Origin of the sequence: Pseudomonas viridiflava, assembly GCF_001642795.1 — a bacterium.
Taxonomy (GTDB): Bacteria; Pseudomonadota; Gammaproteobacteria; order Pseudomonadales; family Pseudomonadaceae; genus Aquipseudomonas; species Aquipseudomonas viridiflava.
The window spans coordinates 218,648-242,588 of sequence record NZ_LKEH01000027.1 but is presented as its reverse complement, the minus strand read 5'-3'; the positions used below and the strand labels follow the sequence as shown (position 1 = coordinate 242,588).

Below are 23,941 nucleotides of genomic sequence, written 5' to 3'. Positions count from 1 at the left end.
CGGAACACCCCCATGAACGACAACAATCTCAACGACTATCAAAGCATCCGGCGCCTGGCGATCCGCTCGCTGTTCGAGATCATCGAGCAATCCAGTGAAGGGACGGTGATCGTCGACAAGGACGCACGCATCGTCTGGATCAACGAGCGGTATGCGCGGCGTTTCGGGCTGCAGGATCCGAGCCTAGCCATCGGGCAGCCTTGCGAGAGCGTTATTCCGGGCAGTTTGCTGCGTCAGGTGGCGAGCAACGGCCAGCCCATCCTGCTGGACATGATGGACACCGCCAAAGACCCGCTGGTGGTCATGCGCCTGCCCATCCACGATGACGCGGGAGGGTTGATCGGCGCCATTGGCTTTGCGCTGTTCGATCAGTTGCAGACGTTGTCTCCCCTGCTCACCCGCTACCTGAGCATGCAACAGGAACTGGCCACCACACGCTCGCTGCTCAAGGCGCGACAGGCCAAGTACAGCTTCGCGCACTTCATTGGCACCAGCGAGGCGTCGCTGGAGGTCAAGCGTCGCGCCAGACGCGGCGCCAACACTCAGTCAACCGTGTTGCTACTGGGTGAAACCGGCACTGGCAAGGAGCTGCTGGCCCACGCCATTCACAACGCCTCGCCCCGGGCGGGCAAGCCGTTCGTCAGTATCAACAGCGCCGCGATCCCGGAAACCCTGCTGGAAGCAGAATTCTTCGGCACCGCACCCGGTGCTTTTACCGGTGCCGAACGCAAGGGACGCCCCGGAAAGCTCAAGATCGCTCAGGGCGGCACGCTGTTTCTAGACGAGATCGGCGACATGCCGCTGGCCCTGCAAAGCAAACTGCTGCGCGTACTGCAGGAAAAGGAATACGAGCCGGTGGGCTCCAACGAAGTCTTTCAAAGCGATGTGCGCCTGATCGCGGCAACATCTACTGACCTAGAAGCCGCCATCCAGCGCGGCGAGTTTCGCGCCGACCTTTATTACCGGCTCAACGTGCTGCCTATCAAAGTGCCGCCCTTGCGCGAGCGTCTCGAGGACCTGCCCGCACTCAGCGAGGCGATTCTGGAAGAACTGCGCAGTCATCATGAGCTGGAAAGTGAAGCGCTGGGGGTGCTTGCCGGACACGCCTGGCCTGGCAATATCCGTGAGCTTCGCAACGTACTGGAGCGTGCCGCGCTGTTGAGTGACGAGTCGTTGCTGACCGCTGCAGATATTCAGGCAGCCATCGGTACGCTGATGCCGTTGAAGGCAACCGCCGCAAGCGTCAGCAGCCTCGTGCAAAAGGAGACGTTCAGCGAGGCGCGGCAGCGCTTCGACCGCCACCTGATCGAAACCACCTTGCATCAGTGCGCAGGCAGCGTCGTGCTGGCAGCCAGCCAACTGGGCCTGGGGCGCTCCACTCTCTACAAGAAAATGGCGACCTTGGGCATTGCCGAGTCTCCCTAAAGAGACAGCAGTCTCTTTAGGGAGATAGCGCTAAATCTCCCGTAATCAGGCGCTTTATGATCGCTTGATCGCCGCGCTGCAGACCTGAGCACTGTTATCTGTCTCTATTTGTAGACAAAACCTTGGTCTGCATTCTGGCAAGACTGAAAATACTCATATATTTCAACATCTTGCTCACATGGCACGAAACCCGCTATGTCGACTCCAGCTGTTCCGGTTTCATCAAAAACAATAACAACAGGAGACACCTGATGAGCGTTCTCATCGCCCTCGCAGCGCTTGCGCTGTTGATGCTTGCCGCCTACCGCGGCTACAGCGTCATTCTTTTCGCACCCATCGCGGCTCTGGGTGCCGTGCTGCTGACCGATCCCTCGGCGGTGGCCCCGGCCTTCACCGGGGTGTTCATGGACAAGATGGTCGGCTTCATCAAGCTGTATTTTCCGGTATTCCTCTTGGGCGCAGTGTTCGGCAAGCTGATCGAGCTGTCCGGGTTTTCACGCTCCATTGTGGCAGCCGCCATCGGCGTGCTGGGCACGCGTCAGGCCATGCTGGTGATCGTGCTGGTCTGCGCACTGCTGACCTACGGCGGCGTGTCACTTTTCGTCGTAGTATTCGCGGTCTATCCGTTCGCTTCGGAGATGTTCAGGCAGAGCAACATTCCCAAGCGCCTGATCCCGGCCACCATTGCTCTGGGCGCGTTCTCGTTCACCATGGACGCCCTGCCCGGCACGCCACAGATCCAGAACATCATTCCGACCACCTTCTTCAACACCACCGCATGGGCGGCACCGTGGCTCGGACTCATCGGTTCGATTTTCGTGTTCAGCGCAGGCATGCTTTATCTGCAACGTCAGCGCAACAAGGCACAACGTGCCGGTGAAGGTTACGGCACCGAACTGCGCAACGAACCGGAGACTGCCCCTGACCTCAAGCTGCCCAATCCCTGGCTGGCGCTGTCGCCACTGGTCGCCGTGGGCGTCATGAACCTGCTGTTCACCTTGTGGATTCCGCAGTGGTACGGCAAGACCCACACACTCGCGCTGCCGGGCATGGCGGCACCGGTGCAGACCGAAGTAGCCAAGGTCACGGCCATCTGGGCGGTCGAAGCGGCGCTGCTGGTCGGTATTCTGATGGTGCTGATCTTTGGCTTCCGGGCCATTAAAAGCAGGCTGGCCGAAGGCACCAAGAGCGCAGTGAGCGGCGCGTTGCTGGCCGCCATGAACACCGCCTCCGAGTACGGATTCGGCGCAGTCATTGCCTCACTGCCAGGGTTTCTGGTGCTGGCCAATGGTCTCAAAAGCATCCCCAACCCGCTGGTGAACGAGGCGATCACCGTCACGCTGCTGGCTGGCATCACCGGCTCCGCGTCGGGCGGCATGAGCATCGCCCTGGCCGCCATGTCGCAGAACTTCATCGCCGCCGCCAACGCCGCGAACATCCCGCTGGAAGTGCTGCACCGGGTGGCCGCCATGGCCAGCGGCGGCATGGACACGCTGCCGCACAACGGGGCAGTGATCACCCTTCTGGCAGTGACCGGGCTGACCCACCGAGAAGCCTACAAGGACATTTTCGGCATCACATTGATCAAGACGCTGGCGGTGTTCGTCGTCATTGCAACGTTCTACGCCACCGGCATCGTGTAAGGAATCGATTATGAATCTGCAAGGCAAAACTGCACTGGTGACCGGCTCCACCAGCGGTATCGGTCTGGGTATCGCGCTCGAACTGGCCAAGGCTGGCGCCGACGTGATCCTCAACGGCTTTGGTGACACATCCGAAGTGATCAGTCAGGTCGAACAGGCTGGCGGCAAGGTCGGCCATCATCCGGCCGACGTGAGCGATCCTGCGCAGATCGCGGACATGATCGCCTATGCCGAGCGTGAGTTCGGCGGCGTCGATATTCTGGTCAATAACGCCGGTATTCAGCACGTCAGCAGCGTGGAAGAGTTTCCGGTCGAGCGCTGGGATTCGATCCTCGCCATCAACCTGTCCTCCGTCTTCCACACCACGCGCCTCAGCCTGCCGGGCATGAGCAGGAAAGGCTGGGGGCGGATCATCAACATAGCCTCGGTGCACGGGCTGGTCGGTTCGACCGGCAAGGCGGCGTACGTGGCGGCCAAGCACGGCGTGATCGGTCTGACCAAGGTCGTCGCGCTGGAAACCGCCTCCACCCAGATCACCTGCAACGCCATCTGCCCCGGCTGGGTGCTGACCCCGCTGGTGCAGCAGCAGATCGACAAGCGAGGCGGAACCGAACAGGCGCGTTACGACCTGTTGGCGGAAAAGCAGCCATCACTGGATTTCGTCACGCCTCAGCAACTGGGTGAGCTGGCGCTGTTCCTGTGCAGCGATGCGGCAGTCCAGGTGCGTGGCGCAGCCTGGAACGTGGACGGCGGATGGCTGGCTCAGTAGCGAAGTTGCCCCTCAGCTCTGGGACGGGGGCTCGTCGTCGACCAGCCCCCACTCGACCATGCTCGGCTTGGCCGCGCCGGTCGGCGCAGCAGGCGCTGTAGTGAGGGTGTTCACCCCGTTTTCGCCGTGCAGCTTGAGGCGCAGGCGCACGTTGTTCTGCGAATCCGCATGCTTCAGCGCTTCCTCTTCGCTGATGGCGCCCTCCACCGCAAGGTTGAACAGCGCGGTGTCGAAGGTCTGCATGCCCAGGCTGCCGGACTTCTCCATGATCCCTTTGAGCTCGTTCAACTGGTTACGCTGGATCAGATCACGAATGGTCGGCGTGCCCATCATCACCTCCACCGCTGCACGGCGCTTGCCATCCGGGGTTTTGACCAGACGCTGCGACACGAACGCCTTGAGGTTGTTACCCAGGTCATGCAGCAATTGCGGACGTCGTTCTTCCGGGAAGAAGTTGATGATCCGGTCCAGCGCCTGGTTGGCATTGTTGGCGTGCAGGGTCGAGATTGCCAGGTGCCCGGTGTCGGCGAATGCCAGCGCGTGCTCCATGGTTTCACGGTCCCGGATCTCGCCGATCAGAATCACATCCGGTGCCTGACGCAGGGTGTTTTTCAGCGCCGCCCTGAAGCTGCGGGTATCGACGCCCACTTCCCGCTGATTGACGATGGATTTCTTGTGTCGGTGAATGAATTCGACCGGGTCTTCGATGGTGATGATATGGCCGCTGGCGTTGCGGTTGCGGTAGTCGATCAGCGCCGCCAATGAGGTGGACTTACCCGAACCGGTGGCACCGACGAACAGCACCAGGCCGTGCTTTTCCATGATCACATCGAGCAGAACCGGCGGCAGATACAGGTCTTCGAAACGTGGAATGTCCAGCTTGATGTTACGCGCGACGATCGACACTTCGTTGCGCTGCATGAAGATGTTGATCCGGAAACGCCCGATGCCCGCCAGTGACACGGCGAGGTTCATTTCCAGCTCGCGCAGGAACTCCAGCTTCTGCTCTTCGTCCATCAGGCCCTGAGCGATCTTTGCGACTTCGCCCGGCTTGAGGGTTTCGGTGCCCAGTGGCTTGAGCACGCCATTGAACTTGGCGCAGGGCGGCGCTCCGGTGGAAAGATAAAGGTCCGATCCGTCCTGACTGGCCAGAATCTTCAACAACGCCGGGAAATCCATAATCACTACCGTACGAAATCAGGGTGGAAAAACGTTTGCCTGTCGCCTGAGCGCCAGATGCCGCTAGGACAGGCATAATGGCAGGCTTTTACAGTTGCTGGATATCGAGACATGAAAGCACAGGCCCGCCATATCCTGGTGAAAACCGCCGAAGAGGCCGAACAGCTCAAGCAGCGTATCGCCAAGGGCGAGGCGTTTGATGTACTGGCCAAGAAGCATTCTAGCTGCCCGTCCGGCAAACGCGGCGGCGATCTGGGCGAAGTCCGGCCAGGACAGATGGTCGGCGCCATCGATCAGGTGATTTTCAAAAAGCCGCTGCGCACCGTGCACGGGCCCATCAAGAGCAAGTTCGGCTACCACCTGGTGCAGGTGTTTTACCGGGATTGACGAAAAACGGCCCGCCTGCGCGAACGCAGGCGGGCCGTTAATTTGACCTCAGCGATTACTTCGCAGAAATCGCGCTGTCCACCAGCACCTGGGCCTCTTCGACCAGACGTTTCAGGTGATCCTCGCCCACGAAGCTCTCGGCGTAGATCTTGTAGATGTCTTCGGTGCCCGATGGGCGCGCCGCGAACCAGCCGTTTTCAGTCATGACTTTCACGCCGCCAAACGCCTGATCATTGCCCGGCGCGTTGCTCAGCACGTTCTGGATCGACTCGCCCGCAAGTTCAGTGGAGGTGACCTGCTCCGGCGACAGCTTGCTCAGCAAAGCCTTCTGCTGCGGATTGGCCTTGGCATCGACACGGGTCGAATACGGTTTGCCCAACTGTTCGGTCATGGTCTGGTAGTGCTCGCTCGGATCACGGCCGGTACGTGCAGTGATCTCTGCCGCCAGCAGCGCCGGAATCAGACCGTCCTTGTCGGTGGTCCAGACCGTGCCGTCACGACGCAGGAACGAAGCGCCCGCGCTTTCCTCGCCACCAAAGCCCAGCGAACCTTCGAACAGACCGTCAGCGAAATACTTGAAGCCCACCGGCACTTCGTAAAGACGACGACCCAGACGCGCGGCGACACGGTCGATCATGCCGCTGCTGACGACTGTCTTGCCGACGGCTGCGTCAGCGCGCCACTCGGGACGATTCTGAAACAGATAGTCAATGGACACCGCCAGGTAGCTGTTAGGCGTCATCAGCCCGCCGGTCGGCGTCACGATGCCATGGCGGTCGTGATCAGGATCGCAGGCAAAAGCGACCTGATAACGATCCTTCAGGCTGATCAGGCTCTGCATGGCATGGCTGGACGAGGGGTCCATACGGATCTGTCCGTCCCAGTCGACGCTCATGAAGCGGAAGGTCGGGTCGACGAACTTGTTCACCACGTCCAGGTTCAGGCCGTAATGCTCGCCAATCGCCGTCCAATAGTTGACCCCGGCGCCGCCTAGCGGATCGACGCCAAGGCGCAGTCCGGCATCGCGAATGGCATCCATGTCGATGACATTCTTCAGGTCTGCCACGTACGTATTGACGTAGTCATGACGATGAGTGGTGTCAGCACGCAGGGCCTTTTCGTGGCTCATGCGTGACACGCCCACTATCTTCTCGGCCAGCAATTCGTTGGCCTTGTTCTCGATCCACTTGGTAACGTCGCTGTCGGCCGGGCCGCCGTTGGGCGGGTTGTACTTGAAGCCGCCGCTCTGGGGCGGGTTGTGCGACGGGGTGATGACGATGCCGTCCGCAAGACCCGAGGTACGGCCACGGTTGTAGCAGATGATCGCGTGGGAAACCGCAGGCGTCGGCGTGTACTCGTCACCCTGGGAAATCATCACCTGCACGCCATTGGCCGCCAGCACTTCGAGCGCTGTGGCAGCAGCCGGAGTGGACAGTGCGTGGGTATCGGCACCCAGGAACAGCGGGCCGTCGATGCCCTTGGTCTGGCGGTACAGGCAGATGGCCTGACTGATGGCCAGAACGTGCCATTCGTTGAAGCTCAGTTCGAACGAGGTACCACGATGCCCGGAGGTGCCGAACGAAACACGCTGGGTGGAGACCGAAGCATCGGGCTGGCCGGTGTAGTAAGCCGTGACCAGTCTCGGGATATCGACCAGTAACTGCGCAGGTGCCAGCTTGCCGGCGAAAGGACTGAGACTCATACAACCTCCGTGGATAAAAAAGAAAATTCGTACAGAAGAAATCGAACGGACCGCGAGCGATGCGGCAGTTTACTGGCAGTTCGACAGCGACGCTTGAATATCGATCCTTAAGTCTTTGAGCCGACTGGACGCCACCAGGCAGGAAACAGCTGCGTCACCTTGTGCTCGGCAAAACGGTCATCGATCAGCATCACCACGCCACGATCACTCTGGCTGCGAATGACTCGGCCGGCCGCCTGTATGACTTTCTGCACGCCGGGATACAGGTAGGTGTAATCGTAGCCAGCGCCAAACAAGGCCGCCATGCGCTGCTTGAACTGTTCATTGACGGGGTTGAGCTGTGGCAGCCCGAGCGTGGCGATGAACGCACCGATCAGGCGTGCACCGGGCAAATCGATGCCTTCGCCGAAAGCGCCGCCCAGCACCGCAAAACCGATGCCCTGACTGCTCAGGGTGAAGCGCTCGAGAAAAGCATGACGCTCGCCCTCGCCCATGCCCCGCGCCTGCTGCCAGAGCGTGATGTGCGGATGCGTGCGCGCCATCAGCTCCGCAACCTGTTGCAGATAATCGAAACTGCTGAAGAACGCCAGGTAATTGCCCGGCCGCGCCTGGAACTGCTCCGCCATCAGTTCGACGATGGGCGCCAGTGACGCCTGCCGATGGGTGTAGCGCGTAGAGATGCGACTGACGATGTGCACCTCCAGTTGATCGTGATGAAACGGCGACTCCACATCAATCCACACCGTGCTGGCGGGCAGTCCCAACAGATCGCGATAATAATGGCTCGGGTTGAGTGTGGCGGAAAACAGCACCGTACTGCGCGCGGCCGTCAGACGCGGCTGGATGAAGCGCGCGGGCACCACATTGCGCAGACTCAGGCGCGACAGGCTGCCTTTGCTGCCGACGTCCCGCTTGGCAATGTCGAACAGGAAGTGCTCATCGAACAGTTCCGCAATGCGCACAAAACCGATCGCTTCCAGATAGAAGCCTTGCAACGCAACGTCAACCGCCTGTGGGTGTTCGTTGAAATGATCACCGATGGTTGAAATGCAGAGGTTGAGGCTGTTGAGAAACTTATCCGGCAGCTGGGCATAGGCCTGGTAGACGCCCGTCTGTTCCTTGTGCAGCGCTGTCCACTGCCGGCTCACGCGCTGCAAGGCTTTCTTCACTGGCTCAGGCGCCGTGTGGATCAACGTCTTGACCGTACTTTGGTCGAGGCTGGCGCTGTACATCTGCCGCGCGCGCTCGACCATGTTGTGGGCTTCGTCGACCAGCGTCGCGACGCGCCACTGATTCAACTGGCCGAGACCGAACAGCAGCGCGCTTAGGTCAAAATAATAGTTGTAGTCGCCGACGACGACGTCGGCCCAGCGCGCCAGTTCCTGACTCAGGTAATACGGACAGACCTGATGCTGCAACGCGACATCGCGCATACCGGCCTGATCCAGCCAGGGCGATTGCACGGCCGCCGAACGTGCCGCAGGCAAACGATCATAAAATCCCTTGGCCAGCGGGCATGAATCGCCATTGCAAGCTTTGTCCGGGTACTCGCAGGCCTTGTCCCGCGCCACCAGCTCCAGTACTCGCAATCCGAGCGTCGGTGAGCTTTTGCCGATCACCTGCAAGGCATCCAGCGCGAGTCTTCGGCCCGGTGTCTTGGCAGTCAGAAAGAATATCTTGTCGAGCGCCTGGACCGGCATCGCCTTGAGCAACGGGAACAGCGTACCGACAGTCTTGCCGATGCCGGTCGGGGCCTGCGCCATCAGACAACGCCCGGTGCTCACGGCCTTGTAGACCGACTCCGCCAGGGTTCGTTGACCGGTACGAAACGCGGGATGAGGAAAGGCCAGTGTATCCAGTGACTGATGCAGCGCCTGAGTGTGGGCCAGCTCCTGACGCGCCCAGCTCAGAAACAGCGCGCACTGCTGTTCGAAAAAACCTCGCAGCGCCTCGGCACTGAACTGTTCTCGAATCAGGGTTTCCTGCTCACTGACGATGTTGAAATAGACCAGCGCGAGCGTGACGTCCTGAAGATCGAGCTGCTGACAGAGCAGCCAGCCGTAGACTTTCACCTGAGCCCAGTGCAACTGCCGGTGATTGGCCGGCATGGCGTCCAGCTCGCCGCGATAGGTTTTCACTTCTTCCAGCTGATTGCGGCCCGGATCGTAGCCGTCCGCCCTGCCCCTGACAGTCAGTTCTTCGTAGTCACCCGTCAAGCTCAGTTCGGCCTGATAGTCAGCACCCCGTCGGGAAGCGACCGTGCGATGTCCAGCGATACCTTCCTGTGCCGTGGGCGATGGCGTGAAGCGCAGGTCGAGGTCGCCCACCTTGGCGGTGAACTCGCACAACGCACGCACGGCCACCGTGTACCGTTGCGTCGGCAGACAGTCTAGGACAGGCACGGATTCAGCGGGGGCGGGAGCGGTCGAAGTCACTGCGAGGAGAAGCCATTAATGATGAGTACTGGACAGGCGTCCAGTTAACAGGCTCGAGGCAGCGCTGGCAAACACAAATGGATCGACGGGCAATCACTTGGCCACTTGAGTGCCATTTGCCTGCTCGAACACCTCGCCCAGCGCGATGAACAGAGGCTCGGAGTCATCGCTCCCGTTCACGGCATAGCTGATACGCAGATGCTGTCGATGCAGCCCTTCCAGGCTGAACAACTCGCCGGGACTGATGACAATGCGTTGCTCCAGCAGGCACGCGAAGACCTTTCGCATGTCCACTGTGTGGAGGCTTTCAGCCCAGATTCCGCTGCCACCTGCCGGGATTTCGTATCGCAGCGCATGTGCCAGATGGCGGTCGAGCCGCTCGGTCGTATTCCGCATTCGCCCGACCAGTGAGTTTCGCAGCGAATCCAGGTACCGGTCCAGACGTCCACTCGTGTAAAGCCTGGCGATTGCCTTCTGGCGAATCGGCGGCAGCTCAAACGAACGCATTAGAAAATAGCGTTGCCAGCTCTGCTCCAGTGTCTGACACAAGAGATAGCCATACGGCGCCTCCGGCCCCAGCGTTTTGGCGAAGGAACCCAGAATCAGCAGGTGTTGCGGTTCGATCAGATCACGCAGGCGGATGGCCTGATGTGCAAACAACAGCTCGCCGTGGCTGTCATTTTCCAGCACCCGGATCTCGTGGCGGTTCAGTAACAAGGCTGCAGCCCGGGTGTTGTCATCAGAACGAATGCTGCCCCGGACCGGATTGAGCACCGATGACAGCAGTGCCAGACCGATTCGTTCGCTCAGCAACACCTGCTCAAGCTTGGTCAGATCAATGCCTGCGTGCTCGTCCAGCGGCAGTTCGATGACACGGATGTCGAACGCCTGCAGCATCCGCAGCAACGTCCACGGACACGGAGACTCCACCAGAACCGTAGCGCCACGCAGTTCGAGGGTTTCAATCACGGCCTTGAGCATGCCCGGCAGGTCCGACCCTACATAGACATTGTCGGCGTACCAGACGTGTCCGGCATCACATGTATAGCGGGCTGCCAGCGCTGCGCGCAACTCAAGGTCACCAAAAGGCTGATACCCCAGGCCATCGGGACGCGGATACAGCCGCGCCAGCTCCCGCTCCATGAGTAACAGCGGACAGACCGATTCCTTGACTGCGCTCGGCTCGTCACTGCCCAGCAGATGCAAGCCCGGACGGCGAGCGCTTCGGCAGTACAGGTCAAGAAGCGAACCGTCACTGTCGCTTTCTGCGTGGCTCTCGGCGCTGTCGACAGGGACCGAGTAATAACCCGACTTGGGCACCGAGCAGACGCGCCGCTCTTTTTCCAGCATCGAATAGGCACTTTGCACGGTCGAGATGGACACCTTGAGACGCTTTGCCAATTGACGCAGTGAGGGCAGTTTGACGGGGGATGTAGCCTGCGCCTCGTTGACCAGACGCAGCAGATAGCGGTAGACCGCCTGATAGGCGAAATCCGTTTTGTTTTTCATCGAAGAATTACCTGGCGCTCAGCCAATAAGAGATTCCAGGCAGCCGCGACCTGACCGATGCCGACGCCGACAGGTCCAGGTCGCAACGCAGGCTTAACGCCCGGAAAGGATCTGCACCACGGATTCACCGGTTGCCGGATCAATCGTCAGGATCCGACGCTTGTCAGGGTCGGCAGCACGGATTCGGGCGATGATCGAGTCATCCTCGTTGAAATCCACCCGTTGCCGGGTGTACAGGCTGCGCAGTCCCTCGATCGTGAGACCGCTGATGTCCATCAACCAATGAAGCACCTGATCAGGCGCTGTGGCACCCGATAACACCTTGTGCAGGTCCGGTAGCGCAATCAGCATTCCGGGATGGCAGCGCCGCAGAAAAGCTTCCAGCCCGCGCCCTTCGTTCACAAAGGGAGAGAACAACAGGCAGATCAGTTGCGTTTCGTTAAGGCCATAGCCTTCCTGAGCGAAACTGGCGGCCAGGTCACGACGCGCCTCGATGCGTTCATGACCCTCGTAGGCATTCAAGGCCTGCTCGATGAGCCGGGCAGGCATCTGCTTGGCACGCATCAGGGATCCTGCCAACGTCAGGTATTCGGCGATTCCGGCGGCATAGCTGCGGTCCTGCAGAAACTGCGCGGTGAGCCCTCGCATGTGCGCCATCAATAATGGGTTGGCGCAATCGGACTCGCTGAAGCTGAACGACAGGTCGTCGAATCGAAAGCCCAGAAACTCTGTGAGCAGCGTCCAGTGCTCGTCGGCATTGCAACTGACCAGATCGGCTATACCGATCAGCGCTGGCGCGCTCGGCCTGAACGCAGAACCAGAAGGTCGAGCGACCCGGTTCAACCCTTCTTCGTCGCCATACAACTCTTGGTAAAACGCCTCGCCGACATGCTCCAGCGTTCTGAGCACCGTGTTGGCGCTCTGGTTTTTCCAGCGACCGGCACCCTGCCCCGTGCCCTGCGCCAGACGCATGATCCAGGTGATGTACTGCTTCTGTTCCTTTCTCGAATCGCCACTGACCAGCGCATCGACACCCTTGCCCCAGCACGACGCCCGGCCCAGAAACTCGGCCAGCCCCAGGTAGCAACTGTTGCAAAACGTAGTGCGCGCATCGCCCGCCGAGAGATGGCCTGCCAGCAACATATCGGAGCGGTTCTGTTCGCGACCTGCGCTGGAAAACGGCAGATCCGGCTCGAAGGGCTGGACGTACTGGTTATCGAAAACCAGCATTTCGACCCGTGGATCATCGTAGAGAAACAGCGCGCCATAGCTTCTGTCGATATTGTCCATGACCGCCGGAGTCATGCCTGCGTGACGCCGATTGGCTACACGCAGGTTGAACGTCCCTGGCGCGCGGCAGGCGATGCTCAACTGTGCAGCTCTCACAAATGCCAGGGTGTAGGCACTGTCTTTGCCACCGCCAAAAGCAACCAACACCTTGAAGGTGGAAATTCGTTCTATGCCGCCAGCTGCGACAATCAACCGCTGAATCAACAGTTGCAACGCCGTGCGCTCGGCCCGCGAGAAATAACCCAACAAGCGTTGCAGCACTTGCTGATATACATAATTCATTGCCTGTTCGTGAATCGCACTCATCGTGTTCCCCCTGCCTGTTTATCAAGGCAAGGCACCACGCGCACGCGGTATTCAACATCAGGCTGACCAACACATCTGGAATCGACCATGACTCATTCCCTGAGTAATAATTACCCAACTATTATCAGTATCCTTGAAACAATTACAAGGCACAGATATGTGCGGAAAAGAGTGCAGTTGACGATCAAATCATGCGGCGTTAAACAAAGTGTTTATTATTAGCGCGGCTCATTCATTTACAGGCAGCGTCCCTACCGCATTGAACCGGCAAGGTTTCGACCAATAAACACGGGTGGAGCGCCTACGACCCACCTGTGGCACACACAGCCAAATACGTGTAGCGCGTAGGAAATACTTATTACACCGCAGACTTTCTGAAAGCCTGATTAAACAACAATGATCATGCTGCATGACCGGTGTCCTTCTGCATTCATACGCCAGTCGGAATGTCTATAACCCTGACTCAGATCAGTGAATCTCATCGACACTATTTGACGACGTGCAGAAGATTACCGATGCCTGCGCTTAATTTTCTGTCCTGCCGTTACTTTATAATTTCGCAGACAAGGAACGCTCTCTACATGACTGTTCGTCGTTGCCAGCGGGAAAATCATGTTCTTGCGAACACAAAAAAGCCTTCCATCGGGAAGGCTTTTAGTTCTGTGCAACCACTGACTTATGCCGTTCGCAGACCTCAGTCAGCCTCAAGCTCAAGCACCGCACGCCCACCAATCGGACAGGTGTCCATGTACCGGTGCGCCTGAACCACCTGCTCGAACGGGAAGCTGCGCGTCTGCAACGGAGCCAGCACGCGGTCGGTGGTCAGTTGGTTGAGGTCCTGCAGCGCACGCTTAAGCGCTTCCTCGTCCTGAGTAATGCCCAGCTCCGGCTTGCCGGTGAAGTTGCCCAGGCAGTGAACGTAGAACTGAATGTTCTTCTGGAAGGCAGCGCAGGCCGGAAACGGCGTCTGGTTGCCACCTTGCAGACCGTAGAGCACCAGACTGCCTCGCGGGGCCAGCACATCACCCATCAACGACATCTGTGGACCGCCCAGGCCATCGAAGACCGCATCGACGCCGCGGTTATCGGTGTACTTGTTGATCGCCATCAACAGGTCCTGTTCTTCCGTCACAACGACCTTCTCGGCGCCTAGAGACAGCAGGTAATCGCGAGCATCTTCCGTCTTGGTCGCCGCGATGACACGTACCCCCAGCGCCTTGCCCAACTGCACGAAGGAAGGTCCGGCGCAGTGGCTTGCATCGGTCACCAGCACGTACTGACCCGCCTTGACCCGTGCCAGATCGACATAGGCAAAGTAAGCCACCAGATACGACGTGTAATGCACACTGGCCTGAACCGGCGTCAACACATCCGGGTAACGGACCAGCGCCTTGCGCGGCAGCACAATCGATTCACCGTACACCGGATGCTCGTTGGCGTCCGCTGCGGGGAAGCTGGCCACCTTGTCGCCAACGCGCAGGTCATCGACACCCTCGCCCAGCGCAGTCACCACGCCGGCCATTTCGTAACCCAGACCGGCCGGTAAGCGGGCATGGGTGGAAGCCAGATTTTGTCGCCAGAGAACGTCATACCAGCTGACGCCGATCGCCTGGACGCGCACTTGCACCTCACCGGGTGCAGGCAACGCGTCGGGGTGCTCTTCGATCTTGAGCACCTCGGCCGGGCCAAACTGGTTAAAACGGATCATGCGGGACATTGAGAACCTCGCCTCGTAAACCTTGATGCCACAAACTCTATCCGGGCATTGCCGGTAACACTATCAGTGGCTATTAATAGTCGACATGCCTGTCATCGATTGTCCCTGAAAGGCTGCACAGCTTGCCAGACAACGCTTGTGCGGCGATTCGCAGATGGCGGCCATTGTTCGCATGTCGACGAAACATTGCAACCCATGTGGGCATTTAACGCAGGTCAATGATCTTTCTGTTAATTTTTGATTCGTGAAATCGACGTTTGCTCGTACTATCGCACCCTGCCCCCGCTTCCATTCGACACATGGCCCGAGACCCTTCGTATGAATCGCAACGACCTGCGTCGCGTCGACCTCAATCTGCTCATCGTCTTTGAAACACTGATGCATGAACGAAGCGTGACGCGCGCGGCGGAGAAACTGTTCCTCGGCCAACCGGCTATCAGCGCCGCCCTGTCACGACTGCGCGGGCTGTTCGACGATCCACTGTTCGTACGCACCGGCCGCAGCATGGAGCCCACCGCACGCGCCACCGAGATATTCGGCCTGCTCTCGCCAGCGCTGGACTCCATCTCCACAGCCGTCAGCCGCGCTTCGGAGTTCGACCCGGCCACCAGCACCTCGGTATTCCGAATCGGCCTGTCCGACGACGTCGAATTCGCCCTGCTGCCCACCCTGCTCAAACGCTTGCGCTCGGAAGCGCCGGGCATCGTACTGGTCATCCGACGGGTCAATTACATCCTGATGCCGCCCCTGCTGGCATCGGGCGAAATCTCGGTCGGCGTCAGCTACACCCAGGACCTGCCCGCCAACGCCAAGCGCAAGGTCCTGCGCCGCAGCAAGCCGCAACTGCTGCGCGCCGACTCGATCCCCGGCCCACTGAGCCTCGACGACTTCTGCGCCCGCCCCCACGCCCTCGTGTCCTTCGCAGGCGACCTGAGCGGGTTCATCGACGAGCACCTGGAACAACTGGACCGCAAACGCCATGTTGTCCTCGCCGTCCCGCAGTTCAATGGCCTGGCCACGCTGCTGACCGGCACCGACATCATCGCCACCGTCCCGGATTATGCCGCGCAGGTGTTGACTGCGGCCGGTGGTGTGCGGGCTGAAGAGCTGCCTATCGAGACGCGTACGTTTGAACTGCACATGGCGTGGCGTGGGGCGCAGGACAATGATCCGGGGGAGCGGTGGTTGCGGTCGCGGATTCAGATGTTTTTTGGGGATCCGGATAGTCTTTAGGGGTCGTCTGGCAGGCTGTTTATCTGACCAGTTCTGGCTTTTCATAGGCCATGGATGTCCGTTCATTTCCAGTGGATTGCTACATTGGAGGCATATTTGAGGGCAGGCTTTGGATGGTTTGAAAAGGATACCCCCAGTCTGAGGCCAAGCGGGCTATTGATGAGGATGGGTGAATTGAGAGAGATTGAACCCTCGGCTCTACCCCTTATTAATGGGCGAGCCGTACTGAGCGCACCACCCACCACACTGGCAAAATGCGCGCAAATGTAAAAATTATAATGGCAAAATGCCTCGGCAACCGGCAAAATCCACACGTTCCCAACGGATATGAAGGAGCGGTTCCGATGACATGGCCAGTCACACTGAAACTCGATAGCGCAGCCTACCCGCTCAGTGTGGTGCAACGCGTAGCTTATTCGCTGGCCGGCACTGTCGCGATCCAGGTCGGTATTGACGCCAGTCATATAAGTCTCACTGCCCACCCCGCTGAATCAAGGCTAATACTTTCCCCGGAGCAAGCTCACTCGCTGATCCTTCAGCATCTGAACGACTTTGCCCTGCGCGACCACATCAACCGCGAAACAGCCGGGTTACGAGAAGTTCTGGCCCGAGCCGCACTCGCTGGATGTGGGGTTTCGCAGTGACACTGATTGCGACAGACGCCAAGCGATACCACTTGCTGCCTTTCCGATTCATGCGCATGGACACGGGACGTGACCGTGACATCCTGCTCACCTCCGATACCGGTGAGTACATGCACGTGAACGACGCGCAATTACGAGCCCTCAGTTACTTCGACGTTCAAGCAAGTACGCCTTTTTACAAGAACCTGCTGGCCCGCCACTTCATCTACGAACCAAGCCGCCACGACCCGTTCCCGGAAATGGCCGCGCAGTATCGCAGTCGCAAGGACTTCCTCTTCCAGGGCCCTGCACTGCACTTGTTCGTAGTGACATTGCGTTGCAACCACACCTGCCAGTACTGCCAGGTGTCGCGGGCCCCTCTGGGAGGATCCGGCCACGACCTTTCGGAAGCGGATGCACTGGCGGCGGTCGATCGCCTGTTCGAATCGAATGCTCCCGCCCTCACTGTAGAATTTCAGGGTGGCGAGCCGCTTCTGGCTTTCGAGCGCGTCCGCCAGATTGTCGAATGGATCGCTGAACGGAACGTGGTCGAACAACGGGATATCCAGTTCGTCATCACCACCACGCTGCACCACCTGACGGAGGAAATACTCGACTTCGCAGAACAAAATCGCATCCAGTTTTCGACCTCGCTCGATGGGCCGGCGCCCTTGCACAATGCCAACCGCCCTACCCCGTCACGAGACTCCTACGAGCGCACTGTAAAAGGCATCCAGTGGGTCCGTGAGCGCCTTGGCCATGATGCGGTTTCCGCGCTGACCACGCTGACTTCAAGAAGCCTCGAACAACCTGAAGCGATCATCGATGAGTATGTAAGACAGGGCTTCTCCAGCATCTCGCTTCGGCCTCTGAGCCCTTATGGGTTTGCCACCAAGAGTGTCCTTCGACTTGATTACCCTATTGAGCGATACCTGGCCTTCTACAAGAAGGCACTGGGCTATTTGCTGCATATCAACCAACAGGGCGTATACCTCTCAGAGAGTTATACGAGCCTGTTGCTGAAAAATATCCTAACACCCTTCTCCTCCGGCTATGTAGACCTGCGCTCCCCTGCTGGCGCAGGCACTGCAGCGCTGGTTTACAACTATGACGGTTACGTCTATCCCTCGGACGAAGCCCGAATGTTGCTGGAGATGGGTGAAGACGGCTTGAGGCTCGGCACCGTACAGCAACCCTTGTCTGAATTACTCGCATCGCCCGTTATGAATGCGTTGCTCGCCAGTGGTGTAGCAGAGGCGCTGCCGGGCTGCTCCGACTGCGCACTTGTCCCGTACTGTGGTGCTGACCCCGTCGAACACTATGCCCGCCAAGCTGACCCGATCGGACACCGAGTGTTCAGCAGCTTCTGCAAGAAGAACATGGGGCTGCTGAAGCATCTTTTCGGCCTGCTTTGCGATGGCGACGACAACGTGCAGAGGGTGCTGCTGTCTTGGTTGAACAGGCGCTCTTACAACGATGTCCGGTTCCCGGGTTACAGGGGCTGATGGCGATGCTGCGCAAAGATACCCACTTCGAAATCCATCACCTGAATGAGCCGAAACTGCTCAAGGTCATCACTCTGGATGAGTTCATAGAACAAGGCTTGGCTGTTTGTGCCGGAAGCGCTGATTTCGGTGACCTGCTGCTTTGGCTGCCAAACGAAGAACGGCTACGGAGCCCGCATCTGCTCTCATTACCAGTGGGTGGATTCCTGACCCCAGAGCCATTGATTGGCGACTTCGACAGCGCGCAGCTACACCTGCACACACCCAAAGATGCGGAGGTCGTGCAGCCCGGCGATGTCATTGCCATCACACCAGGCAACGCGTTGGTGCGAGTGCTCTATCGACGATGCTCAGACAGCAACCTGCTGTTTATGACCGATCGTTGCAATAGCCTCTGTCTAATGTGCTCGCAGCCGCCCAAAGATATTGATGACCGCTGGCATATCGAGGAGAACCTACGGCTAATCGACCTGATGGACCAGAGCGAGGAAAATCTGGGAATCAGCGGCGGAGAACCCACGCTTTATCGCGACGGGCTGCTCGAAATCCTAGCCAAGTGCAAAGCCGTTTTGCCGCAGAAATCCATTCATGTGCTCAGCAACGGGCGTCTGTTCCAAGACCCGAGCTGGATCGATGCGCTCTCTTCCATCGGTCACCCTCAGTTGAGCTGGGGCATCCCGCTGTATGCCGACAATGCAGAAGACCATGACCATGTGGTGCAGGCTCCCGGCGCGTTTAGCGAAACCCTGCAAGGTCTTTATAACCTGGCGCGCGCCGACCAGATCATCGAGATACGCGTGGTGCTCAATCGCCTGACCACGCCGCGCTTGCCAGAGCTCGCCCACTACGTGTTCAGGAATTTGCCCTTCGTGCGGCATGTTGCGCTGATGGGTATCGAAAGTACCGGCCTGGCCAGGAAGAACTACGAAGAACTGTGGATTGACCCGCTGGACTATCAGGAGTCGTTGAGCCAGACCGTGTATTTCCTGTTCAACCGCGGAGTGCCGGTTTCGATCTACAACTTGCCCCTGTGCCTGATCCCGGCCCACCTCTCGCGTTTCGCCCGCCAGAGCATCTCGGACTGGAAGAACCTGTTCATCGATACCTGCCAACAATGCGCTGCCGTCAAACATTGCTCTGGCTTCTTCAAATCCCACACCGACCGCTGGCAGAGCCGCGGCGTACAACTACTATCGACCGAGGCCTTTAGCGCCTATGCAAGGAGTGCACAGTGAAATTGCTCGACCGCTGGAAAGTCCTGATTAGTGGGATCAGCTTGCTGCCAATGGCAGGCACCACCCTGGCACAGGCGGGCCATCTGTCGCTCGCCGATGCGAACTGGCAACCCAACGACAAGCTACGGCCCCCGGTATTTGCCGATACGCTCAATGCGCCAGACACCGTCAACATCTATGCGGCGCATCGTTCGCACAGTTCACACCGGTCCCACAGTTCGCACAGTTCTCACTACAGCGGCTCGGGTGGCTATAGCGCACCTCGCTACTACAGCCCACCCGCTACCAGTACCCGAAGCTACAGTGCGCCGAGCGCTTCAAGCAGCACCCCAAGCAGCAATAGTCTTTATCAGTCGCCTGGCACTGCCAGCGGGACAACTTCGAGCCCTTCAAAGAGCCGCGCCACCAATGAGCAGAAAAGCAACTTAGTCACCCGTGTGCAGACCGCGCTGATGGTGCGCCAGTATTACCAAGGCACCATTGATGGGGTGATGGGCAAGGCGACACGTGGGGCGTTGATGGCCTTTCAGATGGACAGTGGGCTGGCTGTGAATGGCCGGATGGATACACCATCGCTGAATGCGTTAGGGATCAAGATTCCATAAGTCGCTTCAGGTTAAAGCTAGCGTCCGTTCAGCAACGGAAGAATTATCCCATGCAGCATATCATTCAGGTCGACCACACTCTCTGGGCGTTAACCAGCCGCCTGCAAGGCAAGGAACTACAAATACTCTCGCGTAGCGCCCGTTTCCGTATCACGACCGTTGATGCAAATCGCGTTGTGATTGAGACCGGATCGGAAGACTCGCAGTTGGCGCTGACTCGAGCAGCTTTCCAGCGAGCGTTGGACTACCTCGCTGGTAACAATCATTTCGGACAAGCACAAGCTGTGGAAGTCAGCTCCAACCATACGTACGAAAAAGCCGGCCCACTTTGCCAAGCGGCTCGTTAGAGCAATGCGCACGCAGCCTCATCAAGCCAAAAGCAACAAACATCCTTGTATCGATTCATATAAAGATCAGCAGCGATTCGCAAAGCCAATGGGTCGATGCAAATTACTCAATTTCTGCGTCCGCTCATCACATCTTAATCTTCCCGATCAGATGGGTTTGAGGTTCATCTTGGCTTCAAAAATCAGCAGATCGCTTTCCTCGTTGTTGATCATCATGTTCACTAGGCGAGGGCTCACTTCGATCTCGCCGCCGAGCGTCGCACGCACAGTTTCGGGGTACCTTTCGAGCATCAGATCCGCTAGGCCATGGCTGTAGCCATCGCGGATGAGCTTGATCTTGGTGTCATCCGCAGTACCGTATTTGATGAGTTTGTAGAAGCCTGGATCCAGGGCACCAACCCCATTCAGCACCTCGACGAACTTGAAAATCTTGTTGTCGAAGAAATCGTCCTCGTCCTTGAGACGGACGATTGCCAGGTTAATACGCTCGCCGTCATCCTTTTGGGAGATTCTTACCCAGTTCTCGTACTTGCTGTCGCGATATTTGGTATCACCCCATTTACCCACGAATACGTGATCGCTATGGCTAGTCTCGACCAGCTTTTTCCAGTACGCGAGCGTCTGTCGGATCGTCTGCTTGACGCTGAGTTTCTTCAGCTTCCAATCCAGGATCATGGCGTAGAAATTCCGGGCAGGCTCTTGCTTGAGACGCACTAGGTCGCTGTACTCTCGGCTGTCGTCGAAGTGATCGACGAACGATTTGGAGATCGCAAGCATCAGCCTGTCAACGGTATTGATGACGCCGTTCGCCTCGATGCCTCGCCTGATCTTCCGTTCAATAGCCTGCTCCTCTGAGAACACGTCAATTTCACTGACACTGTTCGCGATGAGGAGCTTGCCCACCTGAGTGGTAACGTAACGACACTCTCGATCTTTAACCACGCCAGGATGCAGATTCTCTAGACGAGCCACGGCGTCGTCGTAGAGAACCGACATCTTCCCATCGATGATCTTGGTGGCTTCAAGCAGAACGTTGCTGACAGTGTCCTTGACCACCTTTGAGACGTTGACGGATTTATCGTAGAAAGTCTCAAGCGCTGCATTTTCGCGTGTGTAGCCATTTACGCCCAACAGGTAGATGCTGGACTCCAGCTTTCTCAACGCAGCCTTAGCTCCAGGCGCAAAGACCTCACTGAACCGATTGACGCGTCCGACCAGGTTCTTGAATTGAGATGGCGTCAGCTTTTGCTTCCCTTTGAAAAAATCAAAAACGAAGAGTCGTTCGATCGGCAGGTTCACCCCTTCCAGAAGCGTGGAGTTGCAGACCAGAAACCTCATTTGCTTGGAGCTACTAAAGAGGTTCTCCAAGTAAAGACGGATGGTGTCAGGGATCGAACCATGGTGGTACATAACCCCTTTGCGCAGGCAGCCGATCAGTTTGTAGCGTCGGTCAAAAAGCTCTCCTAGCTCGGCACAGGCCGTCTGGATCAGCGGACAATCTACGGGCGGCAGCACGGCAGCCAGTTCAACCGCAAATGACTCAATGCTTTTCTTCCTGTTGCCGTAAACGATGTTTTTGGACAGTGCTTCGCCTTTGATGAGCTCGAAGCAGTTTGCATACCTCCGATCGAACTCCATCCAGTCATTCAGGAAATGGTCATAGAGCTTCAGCTTCGTCTGGCCCCTCCCTCCCCTAAAATCCCTGATGTAGAAGCGCTCAGACTTGATGTACTCGTCGATCTTGAATCCGCTCGGGATCATGTCCAGGAAGCGCACACGGACGTTGAGTTCATCGCATAGGAAGGGAGTCAGGAACTTGAATGATGTTTCCGGATTACGAGCCCCCAGGATGCACAACATGGCAGCCAGTAACTCACTTCTGCGGTCGCTCTGCAGCAGGTTGTGGGCCTCGTCGACGAAGACCATATCGAAGCTCAACCCGGCGTTCTCGTTCAATAGCCTGTTGAGCCGCTCCTGGGTCAGGACAAATGCCCTGTTCTTTCGCTCAACCGAATACATCTCGGGATGGGTCACCACCTTGCCCAACCCCTCAATGTCCGCGTAAATCAACCGCTTTTTCGTCTGGGCCAGCAGAGCCTTAGAAGGCACAAGGATCAGGATCCGCTGCCCTGGATTTTCCCTCACCGATTGGATGATGAGCTCAGATTTACCGTAACTGGTCGGAGCAACCACGACTGACGACTTACGGTACTCCGACTGAACAAATGTCCGCAGGGCATCCTGTTGCTCAGTCAGCACGATGCCTTGGTCACGGAAGGTGTCGATGTAGCTGCCCACGATGTTTCGGATGAACGACTCGCTGCGGTGATCATCCTCGGAAAAGTAGCTGCTGATTACCGCTGAGACAGGGTGAAGACCACTGTTGAGTGCTACATCGTACAGCGCCTGGTACTGACCCGAAGCGTTACCGTAAAACAGGATAATGCGGTAGCCGAGACGTCGAATTTCGAGGGTCTTGTGGTTAAGGAGCAGCACGGCGATCGCCAAAAGTTTCACAATCTCTGTGTTACACAGTTCGTCTCCCTTGAGGAGTTGGAAATACAGATCCTTGAACTTGGTGTTGCCCAGTTTCCTGATAGTCAGCTCTTCCATGCTACTGCTCCGCCTCCTGCCTCAAAAACTCTTCCAGCTTTTCCATGGTGCCTTTGTGGAGGGACAGCACCCACACCGTTTTGAACACAGCTTCAGCTACCAGCTTGGTGGTGAAGTTTGACACGGTATTTTCGGCGATAGCCTGGGACACTTCGCTGAACAGGGCAGAGACCAGAAACACATTGTTGTCCGAAGCACTCGCCCCGTCTTCTTCAGCCAAATCACCTTCCATCTCCAAGATCTCAATAACCGAGTCCCGGTAATTAGCTTTGTTGTGGATCGCATTTTTCGCGGCATTTATCGCATTGAGCCAGTGATTGAGCTCCGGCTCAGCCAAACGCCTCTTGAGGTCATCCCGAGCCAAACGCAATTGAGCACTTGTGGCCGAGCAAGAAGTCTTGTTCGCCCCTCTGCCGCCCGACTTGACCTCGGTGATCCAGACGTTGTTGGTTGAGGTCTCGTATAGGAGGAGATCGAAGCCCTTCCGGATACTCTTCTCTTCCATATTGAAGAACGGGGAGACCACATCGAAGTTGGGGAAGAGCTTCAGAATGATGACGTGAGACAGGAGCTCACCCAGCATACCAATCCGGGTTTCCCAAGTTTTTTTAGAATAGCGCTCGTTCCAGAAGTGCTTAATCGTCGCAGGGTATTTGTAGATCGCCCTGTCCTTGCTGGCCTGATCAGCACCATGGCAGATACGGGTGAGGTTTTCCCTCAGCGCGAGCTTAAGCTCATCAGAAAAATTCTCGACACAACACAGGGCATACTGATCTACCTGCTTGAAGCTCACGCCATCCATAACACTTCCTACAAACACTAAACCGCAGAATCCTCTTGCGGTTGCTGGGCGCGATCAATGATCCCGCCCTGATTAAGGGTAGGCACTAGCTGAGCAGCTGTGCGCGCGAGTGAGATCTGGTCAGGGATGACCGATAGCGGCACTCTGCCAGCGTTACCGCAAGTTAGCGTGATTGACGGGAGCGGTAAACAACAACGGAGACAACTTTTGGTGCAAATCGTCGGAGGTTGCGCAATAGCTGTATAAGTATACAGATGTTCGCAGATCAACCAGCGTCGGACTGAGAGATTCGCAGCACCGTAGACAGCTCTATCCGTCGTCGCTGGTAATTCCCGACTGAGAGATAAGCAATGTGAGCCCCTTCCCCTCACTTATGAACTACTGAAAGCCATCTGAATCCATCTGGCTCTGCCGGAGATCGCCACTCGCGAACCTGATGCACTGGGGGCAAAACTGGGGGCACATTGAATTTTTTCCGCCTGAAAATACCGTCCTAGAGCCCAGTCAAAATGTTTTTTGGGGATCCTGATAATCTTTGCCTAAGCTCCGCTGGAAGTCAGAAAGCCGTTAAATGTATGAAGTCAGCCACGTTCTTGTATCCATTGCCGCCTATCAG

At 57.8% G+C, this 23,941-nt stretch carries 18 protein-coding genes; 10 read left to right on the top strand and 8 right to left on the bottom strand.

The features are described from left to right. Nucleotides 1-12: 12 nt before the first annotated feature. From AO065_RS16375 to AO065_RS16365, 3 genes are all read left to right on the top strand, one after another. The gene (locus AO065_RS16375) at nt 13-1,425 is read left to right on the top strand and encodes a sigma-54 interaction domain-containing protein (protein ID WP_004879565.1); all 1,413 of its coding nucleotides are present in this window, start codon (nt 13-15) and stop codon (nt 1,423-1,425) included. A gap of 251 nt (nt 1,426-1,676) precedes the next feature. Then, on the top strand, nt 1,677-3,068 hold the full coding sequence (locus AO065_RS16370; RefSeq protein WP_004879567.1) for a GntP family permease: 1,392 nt from the start codon (nt 1,677-1,679) through the stop codon (nt 3,066-3,068). Nucleotides 3,069-3,078: 10 nt separating this feature from the next. Next, complete coding sequence (locus AO065_RS16365; RefSeq protein ID WP_004879569.1) at nt 3,079-3,837, top strand: 3-hydroxybutyrate dehydrogenase; 759 nt, start codon at nt 3,079-3,081, stop codon at nt 3,835-3,837. 12 nt (nt 3,838-3,849) lie between these two features. On the opposite strand, the gene AO065_RS16360 is transcribed toward AO065_RS16365, so the two are convergent. Further along, a complete protein-coding gene (locus AO065_RS16360; protein WP_004879571.1) occupies nt 3,850-5,016 on the bottom strand; it encodes a PilT/PilU family type 4a pilus ATPase in 1,167 nt (388 codons plus the stop codon). A gap of 111 nt (nt 5,017-5,127) precedes the next feature. Here AO065_RS16360 and AO065_RS16355 point away from each other — a divergent pair, with 111 nt between their 5' ends. Beyond that, nucleotides 5,128-5,403, top strand: a complete 276-nt coding sequence (locus tag AO065_RS16355) for a peptidylprolyl isomerase (RefSeq protein WP_004879573.1) — start codon at nt 5,128-5,130, stop codon at nt 5,401-5,403. Between the two features lie 55 nt (nt 5,404-5,458). Here the strand turns inward: AO065_RS16355 and pgm are convergent, their stop codons facing one another. The 5 genes from pgm to AO065_RS16330 form a co-directional block, all read right to left on the bottom strand. Further along, on the bottom strand, nt 5,459-7,105 hold the full coding sequence (pgm, locus tag AO065_RS16350; RefSeq protein WP_004879575.1) for a phosphoglucomutase (alpha-D-glucose-1,6-bisphosphate-dependent): 1,647 nt from the start codon (nt 7,103-7,105) through the stop codon (nt 5,459-5,461). Nucleotides 7,106-7,212: 107 nt separating this feature from the next. Further along, complete coding sequence (locus AO065_RS16345) at nt 7,213-9,468, bottom strand: ATP-dependent DNA helicase (RefSeq protein WP_004879576.1); 2,256 nt, start codon at nt 9,466-9,468, stop codon at nt 7,213-7,215. A gap of 165 nt (nt 9,469-9,633) precedes the next feature. Then, the gene (locus tag AO065_RS16340; RefSeq protein WP_004879578.1) at nt 9,634-11,049 is read right to left on the bottom strand and encodes an aminotransferase-like domain-containing protein; all 1,416 of its coding nucleotides are present in this window, start codon (nt 11,047-11,049) and stop codon (nt 9,634-9,636) included. A 93-nt stretch (nt 11,050-11,142) separates the two neighbouring features. After that, nucleotides 11,143-12,645 carry a hypothetical protein gene (locus tag AO065_RS16335; protein WP_004879579.1) on the bottom strand — a complete coding sequence of 501 codons (1,503 nt, stop codon included), beginning with the start codon at nt 12,643-12,645 and terminating at the stop codon, nt 11,143-11,145. 694 nt (nt 12,646-13,339) lie between these two features. After that, nucleotides 13,340-14,362, bottom strand: a complete 1,023-nt coding sequence (locus AO065_RS16330; RefSeq protein ID WP_004879581.1) for a zinc-dependent alcohol dehydrogenase family protein — start codon at nt 14,360-14,362, stop codon at nt 13,340-13,342. A 318-nt stretch (nt 14,363-14,680) separates the two neighbouring features. Here AO065_RS16330 and AO065_RS16325 point away from each other — a divergent pair, with 318 nt between their 5' ends. From AO065_RS16325 to AO065_RS16300, 6 genes are all read left to right on the top strand, one after another. Next, entirely contained in the window at nt 14,681-15,595 is a 915-nt protein-coding gene (locus AO065_RS16325) for a LysR family transcriptional regulator (protein WP_004879583.1), read from the top strand. A 344-nt stretch (nt 15,596-15,939) separates the two neighbouring features. Further along, nucleotides 15,940-16,239 (top strand): His-Xaa-Ser system protein HxsD, encoded by a 300-nt coding sequence (hxsD, locus tag AO065_RS16320; protein ID WP_004879585.1) that lies wholly within the window; start codon nt 15,940-15,942, stop codon nt 16,237-16,239. Beyond that, on the top strand, nt 16,236-17,723 hold the full coding sequence (gene hxsB, locus AO065_RS16315; RefSeq protein ID WP_004879586.1) for a His-Xaa-Ser system radical SAM maturase HxsB: 1,488 nt from the start codon (nt 16,236-16,238) through the stop codon (nt 17,721-17,723). Before hxsD ends, hxsB begins: the two co-directional genes overlap by 4 nt. Then, the gene (hxsC, locus tag AO065_RS16310) at nt 17,723-18,958 is read left to right on the top strand and encodes a His-Xaa-Ser system radical SAM maturase HxsC (RefSeq protein WP_032650357.1); all 1,236 of its coding nucleotides are present in this window, start codon (nt 17,723-17,725) and stop codon (nt 18,956-18,958) included. Before hxsB ends, hxsC begins: the two co-directional genes overlap by 1 nt. Next, entirely contained in the window at nt 18,955-19,563 is a 609-nt protein-coding gene (gene hxsA, locus AO065_RS16305) for a His-Xaa-Ser repeat protein HxsA (RefSeq protein WP_004879589.1), read from the top strand. Before hxsC ends, hxsA begins: the two co-directional genes overlap by 4 nt. A gap of 50 nt (nt 19,564-19,613) precedes the next feature. Continuing rightward, nucleotides 19,614-19,910: a hypothetical protein gene (locus tag AO065_RS16300; protein WP_004879590.1), complete on the top strand. Its 297-nt coding sequence runs from the start codon at nt 19,614-19,616 to the stop codon at nt 19,908-19,910. A 147-nt stretch (nt 19,911-20,057) separates the two neighbouring features. Here AO065_RS16300 and AO065_RS16295 read toward each other — a convergent pair whose 3' ends face one another. Further along, the gene (locus AO065_RS16295; protein WP_004879592.1) at nt 20,058-22,523 is read right to left on the bottom strand and encodes a DEAD/DEAH box helicase; all 2,466 of its coding nucleotides are present in this window, start codon (nt 22,521-22,523) and stop codon (nt 20,058-20,060) included. A gap of 1 nt (nt 22,524) precedes the next feature. Continuing rightward, on the bottom strand, nt 22,525-23,325 hold the full coding sequence (locus tag AO065_RS16290) for a Hachiman antiphage defense system protein HamA (protein WP_004879594.1): 801 nt from the start codon (nt 23,323-23,325) through the stop codon (nt 22,525-22,527). Nucleotides 23,326-23,941: the final 616 nt, after the last annotated feature.

Coding starts and splice junctions, on each gene's coding strand:
- AO065_RS16375 (WP_004879565.1), top strand. CDS start 13: ATGAACGACAACAATCTCAACGACTATCAAAGCATCCGGCGCCTGGCG.
- AO065_RS16370 (WP_004879567.1), top strand. CDS start 1,677: ATGAGCGTTCTCATCGCCCTCGCAGCGCTTGCGCTGTTGATGCTTGCC.
- AO065_RS16365 (WP_004879569.1), top strand. CDS start 3,079: ATGAATCTGCAAGGCAAAACTGCACTGGTGACCGGCTCCACCAGCGGT.
- AO065_RS16360 (WP_004879571.1), bottom strand. CDS start 5,016: ATGGATTTCCCGGCGTTGTTGAAGATTCTGGCCAGTCAGGACGGATCG.
- AO065_RS16355 (WP_004879573.1), top strand. CDS start 5,128: ATGAAAGCACAGGCCCGCCATATCCTGGTGAAAACCGCCGAAGAGGCC.
- pgm (WP_004879575.1), bottom strand. CDS start 7,105: ATGAGTCTCAGTCCTTTCGCCGGCAAGCTGGCACCTGCGCAGTTACTG.
- AO065_RS16340 (WP_004879578.1), bottom strand. CDS start 11,049: ATGAAAAACAAAACGGATTTCGCCTATCAGGCGGTCTACCGCTATCTG.
- AO065_RS16335 (WP_004879579.1), bottom strand. CDS start 12,645: ATGAGTGCGATTCACGAACAGGCAATGAATTATGTATATCAGCAAGTG.
- AO065_RS16330 (WP_004879581.1), bottom strand. CDS start 14,362: ATGTCCCGCATGATCCGTTTTAACCAGTTTGGCCCGGCCGAGGTGCTC.
- AO065_RS16325 (WP_004879583.1), top strand. CDS start 14,681: ATGAATCGCAACGACCTGCGTCGCGTCGACCTCAATCTGCTCATCGTC.
- hxsD (WP_004879585.1), top strand. CDS start 15,940: ATGACATGGCCAGTCACACTGAAACTCGATAGCGCAGCCTACCCGCTC.
- hxsC (WP_032650357.1), top strand. CDS start 17,723: ATGGCGATGCTGCGCAAAGATACCCACTTCGAAATCCATCACCTGAAT.
- AO065_RS16300 (WP_004879590.1), top strand. CDS start 19,614: ATGCAGCATATCATTCAGGTCGACCACACTCTCTGGGCGTTAACCAGC.
- AO065_RS16295 (WP_004879592.1), bottom strand. CDS start 22,523: ATGGAAGAGCTGACTATCAGGAAACTGGGCAACACCAAGTTCAAGGAT.
- AO065_RS16290 (WP_004879594.1), bottom strand. CDS start 23,325: ATGGATGGCGTGAGCTTCAAGCAGGTAGATCAGTATGCCCTGTGTTGT.